This window comes from Azobacteroides sp. (SeqCode) (assembly GCF_055395615.1).
Genome location: NZ_AP014701.1, coordinates 942,690 through 955,062 on the forward strand (window position 1 = coordinate 942,690; position 12,373 = coordinate 955,062).

The 12,373-nt window shown below is 29.7% G+C and carries 9 protein-coding genes; 8 read left to right on the forward strand and 1 reads right to left on the reverse strand.

Features of this window, described 5'->3' with window-relative positions; all coding sequences use genetic code 11:
• The first annotated feature begins 330 nt into the window (after positions 1-330).
• The 4 genes from hisS (at position 331) to ACZ5QM_RS03765 (ending at position 5,945) form a co-directional block, all read left to right on the forward strand.
• Positions 331-1,701, forward strand: a complete 1,371-nt coding sequence (hisS, locus tag ACZ5QM_RS03750) for a histidine--tRNA ligase (protein ID WP_464182740.1) — start codon at positions 331-333, stop codon at positions 1,699-1,701.
• Between the two features lie 188 nt (positions 1,702-1,889).
• Complete coding sequence (gene lepA, locus ACZ5QM_RS03755) at positions 1,890-3,677, forward strand: translation elongation factor 4 (RefSeq protein ID WP_464182742.1); 1,788 nt, start codon at positions 1,890-1,892, stop codon at positions 3,675-3,677.
• A 2-nt stretch (positions 3,678-3,679) separates the two neighbouring features.
• Positions 3,680-4,705, forward strand: coding sequence for a tRNA (adenosine(37)-N6)-threonylcarbamoyltransferase complex transferase subunit TsaD (gene tsaD / locus ACZ5QM_RS03760; RefSeq protein ID WP_464182744.1), 1,026 nt, complete (start codon positions 3,680-3,682; stop codon positions 4,703-4,705).
• A gap of 91 nt (positions 4,706-4,796) precedes the next feature.
• A complete protein-coding gene (locus ACZ5QM_RS03765; protein WP_464182745.1) occupies positions 4,797-5,945 on the forward strand; it encodes a M48 family metallopeptidase in 1,149 nt (382 codons plus the stop codon).
• A 25-nt stretch (positions 5,946-5,970) separates the two neighbouring features.
• On the opposite strand, the gene ACZ5QM_RS03770 is transcribed toward ACZ5QM_RS03765, so the two are convergent.
• The gene (locus ACZ5QM_RS03770; protein WP_464182746.1) at positions 5,971-6,780 is read right to left on the reverse strand and encodes a glycogen/starch synthase; all 810 of its coding nucleotides are present in this window, start codon (positions 6,778-6,780) and stop codon (positions 5,971-5,973) included.
• A gap of 136 nt (positions 6,781-6,916) precedes the next feature.
• Here ACZ5QM_RS03770 and panC point away from each other — a divergent pair, with 136 nt between their 5' ends.
• The 4 genes from panC (at position 6,917) to urtC (ending at position 12,371) form a co-directional block, all read left to right on the forward strand.
• Positions 6,917-7,759 carry a pantoate--beta-alanine ligase gene (gene panC / locus ACZ5QM_RS03775; protein ID WP_464182749.1) on the forward strand — a complete coding sequence of 281 codons (843 nt, stop codon included), beginning with the start codon at positions 6,917-6,919 and terminating at the stop codon, positions 7,757-7,759.
• 1,113 nt (positions 7,760-8,872) lie between these two features.
• Positions 8,873-10,108: an urea ABC transporter substrate-binding protein gene (gene urtA / locus ACZ5QM_RS03780; RefSeq protein WP_464203008.1), complete on the forward strand. Its 1,236-nt coding sequence runs from the start codon at positions 8,873-8,875 to the stop codon at positions 10,106-10,108.
• Positions 10,109-10,409: 301 nt separating this feature from the next.
• Positions 10,410-11,306, forward strand: coding sequence for an urea ABC transporter permease subunit UrtB (gene urtB, locus ACZ5QM_RS03785; RefSeq protein WP_464203009.1), 897 nt, complete (start codon positions 10,410-10,412; stop codon positions 11,304-11,306).
• Positions 11,307-11,315: 9 nt separating this feature from the next.
• A complete protein-coding gene (gene urtC, locus ACZ5QM_RS03790; RefSeq protein WP_464203010.1) occupies positions 11,316-12,371 on the forward strand; it encodes an urea ABC transporter permease subunit UrtC in 1,056 nt (351 codons plus the stop codon).
• Positions 12,372-12,373 lie beyond the last annotated feature (2 nt).

Consider the following 12,373-nt stretch of genomic DNA (forward strand, 5'->3'; position numbering starts at 1 on the left):
TAGTAATGACACACTTAGTATTAGTATAGATATTATACAGTTTAGTAGTGTTTGAATAGAAAGGATCAGATTGAAAATCTGATATATATTATAGATTATTTCATATTAAGAGTAGCTTCCCCATAGTTATAGTAGATGACAACGAATTATATGATAAGTACAGGACTATTGTTGTGAATATCTGTAATGCATAGAACGGTGAAAGTTTGAATTGATTTAAAAACTGAGTACTATTGATTAAAATAAATAAAATATGGAATAATGATAGTTAAATCTAAACTTAATAACTATGAGTATAATATTCATTGATGTAACTGTTCAATCATTACCATGAAAAAACCTTCTATACCAAAAGGAACAAGAGATTTTACTCCTAATGAAATGGATAAACGCAATTATATTTTTGATACTATACGAGGTGTTTTTTATTTATATGGATTTAAACAAATTGAAACTCCTGCTTTAGAAAATCTTTCCACCCTGTTAGGAAAATATGGAGAAGAAAGCGAAAAGTTGCTTTTTAAAGTACTCAATTCTGGTGATTTTATCTCTAATATAAATCCTGTTGATTGGAACAATTACCAATTTTCCAAACTGACGCAACAAATTTCTGAAAAAGGGTTAAGATATGATTTAACTGTTCCTTTTGCTCGCTTCGTTGCAATGCATCAAAGTGAAATTACGTTTCCCTTCAAACGATTCCAAATCCAACCCGTTTGGCGAGCGGATCGTCCACAAAGAGGACGTTATAGAGAATTTTTTCAATGTGATGCAGATATTATTGGTAGTACTTCATTACTAAATGAAGTAGAACTTATACAAATTATTGATGATATTTTTCATAAATTGTCTATCAATATTTCAATTAAAATAAATAATCGTAAAATATTAAATGGTATTGCTGAAATTATTGGTGAAGAAAAAAAAATCGTAGATATCATAATTGCCATTGATAAATTGGATAAAATTGGACTACTAAGAGTAAATGAAGAATTATTCCAAAAAGGAATCTCTACTCAGGCTATAGATCAACTACAACCAATTTTCATGCTTAAAGGTTCAAACCAAACTAAAGTATCAATTTTAAAAAATGTATTTGCTACAGCACCTTCAGGAATAAAAGGATTACAAGAAATTGAAATCATTTTCAATAAACTTAATCTAGTCCCTATTAGAAATACAATAGAACTTGATTTAACTTTAGCGCGTGGATTAAATTATTATACGGGTACTATTTTTGAAGTTAAATGTTTGAATATTCCCATTGGAAGTATTTCAGGAGGGGGAAGATATGATAATTTATCAAGTATTTTTGGTTTACCTAACTTATCTGGTGTAGGAATTTCTTTTGGAGCAGACCGAATTTTTGATATTCTTAATCAGTTAAATCTTTATCCTGAGACAAATAGTTCACATACTCAAATCCTGTTTGTTAATTTTGGAGAAAAAGAAGAAACTTATGTGCTTCCTATTTTATTTTCTATCAGAAGAGCTGGCATTAACGCTGAACTATATCCACACGGGGCTAAAATCAAAAAACAATTATCTTATGCACACAACAATCAAATACCTTTTGTTGCTTTTATAGGAACTACTGAAATAATTGAAAATAAATTAACTATCAAAAATATGCAGTCCGGTTCTCAATTTTCTATTACTCTAAAAAAACTTATTAATTTTTTCAAAAACAGCTTTATTTAAAACTATTGATATTGTTTTGTTATGATTATTGGCTACAAGTTACTTATGTTTAATAATCAACCTTTTAAAAGACTACTTTCTTATAATTATTGCTATCTTTGCCATCTTAGTCTTTAATCATCTTAATAAAATTTGTAACTGTTGCTTACAGAAATGTAAGTAATCAAAATTGTTTTCTTTGTTATAACATGAAATACATCAGAAATTTCTGTATTATTGCACACATTGACCATGGAAAAAGTACTCTCGCTGATCGTTTATTGGAATATACTCAAACTATAGAGGAAAAACTTATGCAAGCGCAAGTATTAGATAATATGGATTTGGAACGTGAGAGAGGAATTACAATCAAAAGCCATGCTATTCAAATGAAATATAACTATCGAGGGAAAGAATATACACTTAACTTGATTGATACTCCAGGACATGTAGATTTTTCCTATGAAGTATCACGTTCCATCGCTGCATGCGAAGGAGCGTTGTTAATTGTAGATGCCACACAAGGTATTCAAGCACAAACTATATCCAATCTATATATGGCATTAGAAAATAATATGGAAGTTATCCCAGTTTTAAACAAAATTGATTTAACAAATGCCATAATAGAAGAAACTGAAGACCAGATTATAGATTTATTAAATTGCAGAAAAACAGACATTTTGCATACCAGTGCTAAAACTGGGGTTGGGATTCTTGCTTTATTAGATACTATTGTAGAAAAAATCCCAGCTCCTAAAGGTAATAAAGAAGCACCACTGCAAGCACTCATTTTTGATTCAGTATTTAATTCTTTTCGGGGAATCATCATTTATTTTAAAGTTGTTAACGGATTTATCAAAAGAGGTGACAAAATGAAATTCATAGCCACCGGGAAAGAATACGAGGCAGACGAAATTGGTATTCTAAAATTAAAAATGATTCCGCAAGAAGAGATAATTTGTGGAAATGTTGGCTATATTATCTCTGGGATTAAAACTTCAAAAGAAGTAAAAGTGGGAGATACAATCACCCACGTAAAACATCCTTGTGATTCAGCTATAGATGGGTTTAAAGAAGTTAAACCAATGGTTTTTGCTGGTATTTATCCAGTAGAAAGCGAAGCTTTTGAAAATCTTCGTTCGTCCCTTGAAAAGCTTCAATTAAATGATGCCTCCTTAACCTTCCAACCTGAATCTTCTATTGCCTTAGGATTTGGGTTCCGTTGTGGATTTCTTGGACTACTTCACATGGAAATTATCCAAGAACGACTAGATAGAGAATTTAATATGGATGTAATTACGACTGTCCCTAATGTGTCGTACAAGGTGTATAACAAACAAGGAAATTGTAAAGACATTCATAATCCTGCCAGTTTACCTAAATCGACCTTAATAGATTATATAGAAGAACCTTTCATTCGTGCTTCTATTATAACAAGAACTAAGTATATCGGTTCAATTATGACACTTTGCTTAGGGAAAAGAGGTATTCTAGTTGAACAAAACTATATTTCTGGAGACCGTATAGAAATCGTCTACGACCTTCCATTGGGGGAAATAGTTATTGATTTTTACGATAAATTAAAAAATATTTCTAAGGGGTATGCTTCTTTCGATTATCATATACGTGATTATCGACCTTCAAAGCTTGTTAAATTAGATATTCTCCTTAATGGGGAACCGATAGACGCTTTATCTACACTTACTCATACCGAAAATGCAATTAATTTTGGAAGTCGAATGTGCGAAAAATTGAAAAAAATAATTCCCCGTCAACAATTTGATGTTGCTATTCAAGCAGCTGTTGGAACAAAAATCATTGTACGTGAAACTATTAAAGCCATTCGTAAAGATGTGACTGCAAAATGTTATGGAGGAGATATTACTCGAAAACGCAAGCTTCTTGAAAAACAAAAAGAAGGAAAAAAAAGAATGAAACAAATTGGTAATGTAGATGTTCCGAAAAAAGCGTTTTTAGCTATTTTAAAATCGAACTGATTATGGAGGAGAATATAATAATATTGGGAATAGAATCCTCTTGTGACGATACTTCGGCTTCAATTCTTAAAAATGGTATTATTTTGTCTAATATTACAGCCAGTCAAAAAATTCATAAACTTTATGGTGGTGTAGTGCCAGAATTAGCTTCACGAGCACATCAACAAAATATTATTCCTGTTGTAGACAGAGCAATTAAAGAAGCGAGAATACAAAAAAAAGACCTATCAGCGATAGCTTTTACGTGTGGACCTGGTCTGTTAGGTTCTCTTTTGGTAGGAATTTCCTTTGCTAAAGGATTGTCTATAGCTTTGAATATTCCGATAATTGAAGTGAATCATTTACAAGCACATGTTTTAGTACATTTTATTAAACAAAATGAAATAGATAATTATCAACCTCAATTTCCTTTTTTATGTCTATTGGTTTCTGGAGGTAATTCTCAAATTATTTTAGTAAAATCCATAAACAAAATGAAAGTAATTGGACAAACTATTGATGATGCAGCTGGGGAGGCATTTGATAAATGTGCTAAAATGATGGGTATGTCCTATCCTGGAGGACCAATTATCGATTCTTTAGCGAAAGAAGGAAATCCTGATGCTTTTCATTTAAGTAAACCACTACTATCAGGATATAATTACAGCTTCAGTGGATTAAAAACTTCATTCCTTTATTTATTACAAAATCAATTAAAAAAAAATTCTCACTTTATAGAAGAAAATAAAGCAGACTTAAGTGCTTCTTTACAAAAAACTATTATTGATATTTTAATGAAAAAAATACACAAAGCAACTATCGATTTAAATATTAAAGAGGTAGCTCTTGCTGGAGGTGTCTCTGCTAATTCTGAATTACGAAAAACATTTAACAAATATGCAAAAATATACAATTGGAAAATCCATATTCCACCTATTGCTTTTACTACTGACAATGCTGCTATGGTAGCAACAAACGGTTATTTTAAATATTTGGACAAAACATTTTGTCCAATAAATATTATCCCTTTTGCACAAATAATTATTTGATATGTATAATATTTATTTTTACACAATTATTACGATTGTTGTTCTTGATTTTACTTGGGAACAGATTCTAAGTCATCTAAATCGAAAACAGATGAGTATTGAAATCCCTGAACAACTAAAAGGAATTTATAAACCAGAAGCATATGCTAGACAACAACTATATCAAAAGGAAAGCAGTCGTTTTGAACTAATATTTAAAGGTTTTTCATTTGCAGTTATTTTAATAGTTCTGTTTATGGGAGCCTTTGGTTGGTTGGATAATACTTTAAGGAAACATCTATCTAATATGATTTTATTACCATTAATATTTTTTTGTATCATTATGTTGATTAACATGATCATAAATTTCCCATTTAATTGGTACATAACTTTCATAATTGAAGAAAAATTTGGGTTCAATAAAACTACCCATAAGCTGTTCATAACAGATTGGTTCAAAAGTATTTTATTAAATATACTTATAGGAGGATTGATTCTAGGAATTATCATTTGTGTTTACCAATATACTGGTAAATTGTTTTGGTTGCTAGCTTGGGGAGTAACTTCCACATTTTCTTTATTAATAAATATGTTTTACTCTGAATGGATTGTCCCTCTATTTAATAAACAAACCCTTCTAAAGGAGGGTGATTTGTTTAATGCTATTGAGATATTTACTCAAAAAACTGGATTTGAAATTAGAACCATCTATATAATAGATGGTTCTAAAAGAAGTATAAAGGGGAATGCTTATTTTACAGGATTGGGAAAAAAGAAACGAATTGTTCTTTTTGATACGTTAATCAACGAATTAAGCACAGAAGAAATTGTAGCTGTACTAGCTCACGAAATCGGCCATTACAAGAAAAAACATATTATGTACTCCATAATTAGTTCCTTTATATCTACAGGAATAGCATTTTATATACTTTCTTTATTTTTAGATAATCTACTATTAACCAAAGCCTTAGGAGGAAATATTTCTTCTTTTCATTTAGGATTAATTGGCTTTTCTTTTTTATTTACCTCTATTTCAGAACTTACAAACTTGATTTTTTTATTCTTATCAAGAAAAAATGAATATGAAGCAGATTTGTATGCTGCTAATTTTGGATTAGGAGAAACACTAATAAGTGGATTAAAAAAACTGTCAATTCAATCTTTAAGTAATCTTAATCCGCATAAATTGGTAGTATTTTGGCACTACTCACACCCCACGTTATTGCAAAGAATTAAAAATCTTAAAATAAATGCTAACTAATAAGACCCTTTCTATTTTATTTTTATTACTTATCTAGTATTTGGTCGTAAAAATTATTGTATGCATCTATATATATATCTTCTGATTGATGTTTAAGAAAAGGTACACCCTCTTTTTGTTGTATGTATTGTTTTATATCCGGACAAATTTCAATACTTGATTGAATAAGTCCATCTGAAAAATTAATAGCCAATTTGGTTAAAGACTTGAAGTCTACCTTATCATTAATATGATCAATATCATTTTCCGTAATTATTTCTATTTTTTTTAGAAAATGCCTTTCAAATGGTTGTTGAAATTTATCATTATATATAGAATACACCACCTTCGTGTTTTTAAAACAGGGATCAGTATTATAATGTTTTTTTAAATAAAGAGGCACTAATGCTGTCATCCAACCATGACAATGAATCAAATTAGGAGACCATCTTAATTTTTTTACGGTTTCCATTACTCCACGAGCAAAAAAAATACTTTTTTCATCATTATCAGGTAATTCATTCCCTGTATTATCATGTAAAATATTTTTTTCTTGAAATAATTCTTTACTGTGTACAAAATAAACTTGTATACGAGAGCATGGAATTGTAGCTACCTTTACAAACAAAGAATAATCCAAGTCTCCAATAATAAGATTTGCTCCAGAAAAACGAATTACTTCATGTAATTGATATTTTCTCTCATTAATGATACCGAACTTGGGCATAAAATTCCTAACTTCCTTTCCACGTTCATAGATACCCTGAGAAAGTTTTTGTACTAAAAAAGACATTTCCGTTTCTGGTAGAAAAGGAGACATCTCAGTTGTAATAAACAAAACTTTTTTTCGATCCATATTTTTTAACTCAGACTGTCAAAGATAATAAAAAGACTATTAATTTTAAAAAAAAAGAATAGGAAACTTCACAATAAATCTTATTGAATAGGTGCTTATTTATTAACTTCGCAAGTTTTAACAAAAATTTTTAATTATGAAACTAATTAAAACAATTGTAGAATTACAAGCAGTACTATTAAAAATAAGAGAACAAAATAAATCTATTGGATTTGTTCCAACTATGGGTGCTTTGCATCAAGGGCATATTGAATTAGTTAAACAATCAGTATTAGAAAATTCCATTTCCATAGTTAGTATTTTTGTTAATCCTGTTCAGTTTAACGACAAAAATGATTTATTGAAGTATCCGAGGACATTGAATGCAGACTGCAGACTGCTTTTGAAAGAAACTGATAATCATTTTGTTTTTATACCTTCAGTAAAAGAAATTTACCCTGATTCAAAAATTAAACAATTCAAATTTGGCTATTTAGAAACAATTATGGAAGGAAAATTACGGCCAGGGCATTTTAATGGAGTAGCACAAGTAATAAGCCGTCTTTTTGAGATTATAAAACCTAATCATGCCTATTTTGGGGAAAAAGATTTTCAACAATTAGTAATAGTTCGTGCATTAGTTAAACAGTTAAACTTGAATATTAAAATTATTTCTCATTCCATTGTTCGTGAACTAGACGGGTTGGCTTTAAGCAGTAGAAATGTTCATTTAACTTCAGCTCAAAAAAAAAATGCATGGATTATTTTTAAAACTTTGTCTGAAAGTCGAAAAGAAAAAAACCGTCTCTCTATTTCAATATTAAAACAAATAGTGATAAATAAAATCAATTGTGTTTCTGATTTTCAAGTAGAATACTTTGATTTAGTAGATAGAGATACATTACGACCTGTAATAAATTGGGAGGATTCAAAACATATTGTAGGATGTATTGCAGTTTATGTTGGAAAAATTAGACTGATAGATAACATCACTTACTGAGTTTATAAATTTTAAACTGTACTTTAGATGTAAAACCAGTTCCGTGATGGTTCAATTATTACAGAACATAAATTATTAAAATCCAATTTTCACGTTTAGGTGTTTTAGATATTATTAGTGTAGCGTATTTCAGAAAATTAGAAAGAGATATTCACTTGGAAATTATTCCAAATAATACGTATCATCTTTAATTCGTTATCAAGCATCAAAATATTGGAACAAGTAGGAAGATTGCGATGATAATGGTAATAGAAAGTGGAGTGTTTCAAATATTTTCTCTATCTAAATGTGTAAAATAAAAATAAAAAAAATAAGTAAGATTTTGCTTTTGCATTGATAGTTCCAAAATATTTCTATTAGTTATAGTTAGTTTCGAAAACTATATAGATTTCAATGAAGTGTTGGAATAGATATCGTAATTACATTTAATAGGAGGGGTATGTATTTTCAGTAATGTTAATTACAAATATACAAGTCCACTAATGATACTAACTAAAACTGATTAACCCAGTGGTTTAAACTTTTAATGGAATAAAAACAAATATGAACATTGCAGATTCATTCTGTATAGAATTGTGTATACAAAGATTTATGGAAATGTAAGAAGCTAGAAAAATATTATATTTAAAATTGTTGAAAGGAATATAATTTTGCGGGTAACCAAAATGAAATTAGTTAAATACTATCCTTATTGGAACTCTAATTAATTTGTTAGTAAAGTTAAGTTATGGGATAGATAGTCATGTTCAATTGTATATATACTTACATGTAATGATCAACTTTTAAGAAAATGAAACAATTATAAATCTATAAAAAAATAAGTGACTGTTTTTTCTCCTTATATAATAAAACTTTTATAGATTATAGATAACATTGAACGGATATAAATGTTATCTGCTTTGATTAATTCCCTATCTGGGTGTTAATACATAAAAAAAAGATGAATTTTATTCCTCCTTAATGAGGATAGAAAAATTATATTTAATTGATACTTAAAAGCAAAGTGTTTTTTTGTTATTCAGTTAGTTTTATTAATTTTCGTATATATGAACAAAAATTTTTTGTTTAACTCAATTTTTTTACTTTTGCTGTATACTGAAGTATAATTACAAAATGAAGCAATTCTCATTATATGTATTTGTCATTATAATAACAAGTTTAATGGTATTGACTGGGTGTTCTCTGAAAAAATCAAATAACACAGATAAAAATACTATAAAAATAGGAATATTACATTCTCTTAGTGGCACTATGGCTATTTCTGAGGTTTCATTACGTGATGTATTAATGATGGAAATTGATGAAATCAATGCTTCAGGTGGCATTCTAGGGAAAAAAATTATTCCAAAAATTGTAGATCCTGCCTCAGATTGGGATTTGTTTGCTGAAAAATCAAGAGAATTATTAAATAAAGATAAAGTAGCAGCTGTTTTTGGATGTTGGACTTCTGTATCTCGCAAATCAGTATTGCCAATTTTTGAGGAATACAATGGGTTACTTTTTTACCCTGTACAATACGAAGGACAAGAATATTCCCCAAACATCATTTACGTAGGAGCCACTCCTAATCAACAACTTATTCCTGCTGTTGAATATTTGATGAGTAAAGCAGGAGGGAGTTATAAAAAATTTTATTTACTTGGAACAGACTATGTATTTCCACGCACAGCTAATAAAATTCTTAAAAACTTTTTATTAGCAAGAGGGGTTCCTGCTAGAAATATTGTTGAAGAATATACTCCTTTCCATCATCAAGATTATCAAACTATTGTTTCTAAAATTAAGCAGTTTTCTGCAACTGGTAAGACTGCCGTATTAAGTACAATTAATGGAGATAGCAATGTGCCTTTTTATAAAGAATTTGCTAGTCAAAAATTAAGTGCTTCTACTTGTCCTATCATGGCGTTTTCTGTCGCTGAGGATGAATTACGAGCAATAGATACTGAATTCCTTACTGGACATTTAGCAGCATGGAATTATTATCAGTCTATAAACAATGAGACAAACACTAAATTTGTACGAGATTTCAAAAATTATTGTTTTAGACATAATTTGCCCGGAGGAATAAATCGTGTAACAGATGATCCCATCTGTTGGTCATATACAAGTTTAAAATTATGGAAAGTAGCTGTAGAAAAAGCAGGTTCTTTTGATGTTGAAGCTGTTAAAAGAGCTCTTTCTAATATGGAAGTAGAATCTCCTTCAGGCTTAGTTAAAATGCATAAAGACAATCATCATTTAGAGAAAAAAGTTTTAATAGGGAAAATATTGTCGAACGGGCAGTTCAAGATTATTTGGGAAACGAAAGACTTAATAAGTCCAGAGCCTTTTAGCGAATTTGCTAAATAATAGTTTACTTAATGGATTGATGAAGTTAAAATAAATGTGTTATTTGACAAATAACCAAGGAAAATTTGGTTGTGAAAAAACTTTATAAAGTTAGATAACTAGAAAGCTAATGGGAGGAAAATAACTGCTTTTATGTAAATAATGGCGTTTTGGGGAAGTATGATCCTGATTTATTTAATTGAATAGTTGGAGCTAGATGTTGTATTGTTTCTTAGTGATGGTTTAGAGTGAACAATGCAGCTGGAAATGCTTCACAAACTTAGAGATTTTCTGTGTATAAGGAATAATTTAGATGAGTATTATGCAGGATATATTTAGTGGATTGAGTTTGGGTAGTATTCTTGTATTGGTATCATTAGGTTTGTCCATTATCTATGGATTAGCAGGTGTTATCAATATGAGTCATGGTGAGTTTATTATGATAGGAGCTTATACTACTTATTGTGTTCAACAATTATTTATTACTTTTCTCTCTTCTACATGGATTGATATTGCTTTTTTTGTTTCATTGCCTATATCCTTTCTATCGTCAGCTTTTTTTGGGTTAATTGTTGAAAGGTTGGTTATAAGACACTTATATAATCGTCCATTAGAAAGTCTGCTTGCAACGTGGGGAGTAAGTTTGATACTCATACAAATATCAAGGAATATCTTTGGAGATTTAACATCCATAAAAACTCCTGTAATTTTGTCTGGTGGGTTCGAAATTATTGAAGGTAAATTCATGTTGCCTTATAATCGCTTATTTATTATGATGATGAGTGTTATTTTATTTATTCTGATATATATTATCCTTAAGAATACAAGATTAGGCATACAAATTCGCTCAGTTACGCAAAATCGTAATATTAGTGCTTGTGTAGGTATATCTACACAAAAGGTAGATATGATTACTTTTATGATAGGTTCAGGTTTTGCAGGTATTGCTGGATGTGCTATCACATTAATAGGAAATATTGGGCCAGATATGGGACAAACTTATATTGTAGATTCATTTCTTGTGGTGGTAACGGGAGGAATAGGTAAATTGTTTGGTTGTGTAATTGCAGGAATTGGAATTGGTGTTTTTTCTAAGATATTTGAGATTGGACTTGAATCATTATACGGAAAAGTACTTATATTAGTGCTAATCATTATATTTTTGCAATATAAACCAAAAGGGTTTTTTTTCGACAAAGGTAGAATAGAAGACAATTAACGTTAATGTATGAGAGATAAATTGTTTTATGCATTATTTTTGTTTGTCTTTCTTATTTTAATTCCTATAGCGAATGTATTGGGATTTATTGAAATAAATACATTGACTCTTTTGGGACGTTATTGTTGCTTCGCTATTGCGGCTATTGGTGTAGATCTTGTTTGGGGGTACACAGGTATTATGACAATGTGCCATGCTTTCTTCTTTTCTTTAGGAGCTTATGGAATGGGAATGTATATGACAATAATCAATTTACCTAAAGGGCAGTTGGTGCCTGATTTTATGTTGTGGAATCAGGTAAAAACGTTACCTGCTTTTTGGTTGCCTTTTCAAACATTTTTAGGATCATTAATTTGTGGATTATTAGTTACAAGTATTTTTGCTTTTCTGTTCAGTTACTTCATTTTTCTCCGACGAATAAAAGGAGTTTTTTTTACTATTATTACACAAGCTCTTTCTTTGGCAATGTATTTGCTTTTTTCTCGTAATGAAACTATGCTGGGAGGCTCTAACGGATTAACTCATTTTCGCTATTTACTTAGTTTTGACTTATATTCTGAAAATGTGAAACAGGGAATTTACTTAATTACAATATTAATACTTGTTTTAACATTTCTCCTGTCTAAAAAGTTAGTTGTTTCTAAATTTGGTAAAATACTTATTGGTATACGTGATAGTGAATCGAGACTAAGATTTACAGGTTATAAAGTAATACAGTATCAGACTGCTATTTTTGTTATTGGAGCATTTATAGCGTCCATAGCAGGTATACTCTATCTTCCCCAAACAGGAATTATTACACCCGGTCGTATGGATATAAAGGCCTCTATAGAAATGTTAATATGGGTAGCTCTTGGTGGAAGAGGTAATTTGAAAGGAGCTGTTATGGGAGCTTTGATAGTTAATGCTCTTTATAGTATCTTCACTTCATTGATGCCAGAAGTGTGGCCTTACATACTCGGTATGTTGTACCTAGTTACAGTTCTTTATATGAATAATGGTATTACAGGATTAATAGATGAGGTAAGTGTTTATGTACGAAAAAAAATATCGATTTCAAAATAAAT

What these genes read in the sequence shown, in the direction of transcription:
- lepA (WP_464182742.1), top strand. Translation starts at nt 1,890, where the DNA reads ATGAAATACATCAGAAATTTCTGTATTATTGCACACATTGACCATGGA.
- panC (WP_464182749.1), top strand. Translation starts at nt 6,917, where the DNA reads ATGAAACTAATTAAAACAATTGTAGAATTACAAGCAGTACTATTAAAA.
- ACZ5QM_RS03765 (WP_464182745.1), top strand. Translation starts at nt 4,797, where the DNA reads ATGAGTATTGAAATCCCTGAACAACTAAAAGGAATTTATAAACCAGAA.
- ACZ5QM_RS03770 (WP_464182746.1), bottom strand. Translation starts at nt 6,780, where the DNA reads ATGGATCGAAAAAAAGTTTTGTTTATTACAACTGAGATGTCTCCTTTT.
- hisS (WP_464182740.1), top strand. Translation starts at nt 331, where the DNA reads ATGAAAAAACCTTCTATACCAAAAGGAACAAGAGATTTTACTCCTAAT.
- urtC (WP_464203010.1), top strand. Translation starts at nt 11,316, where the DNA reads ATGAGAGATAAATTGTTTTATGCATTATTTTTGTTTGTCTTTCTTATT.
- urtB (WP_464203009.1), top strand. Translation starts at nt 10,410, where the DNA reads ATGCAGGATATATTTAGTGGATTGAGTTTGGGTAGTATTCTTGTATTG.
- tsaD (WP_464182744.1), top strand. Translation starts at nt 3,680, where the DNA reads ATGGAGGAGAATATAATAATATTGGGAATAGAATCCTCTTGTGACGAT.
- urtA (WP_464203008.1), top strand. Translation starts at nt 8,873, where the DNA reads ATGAAGCAATTCTCATTATATGTATTTGTCATTATAATAACAAGTTTA.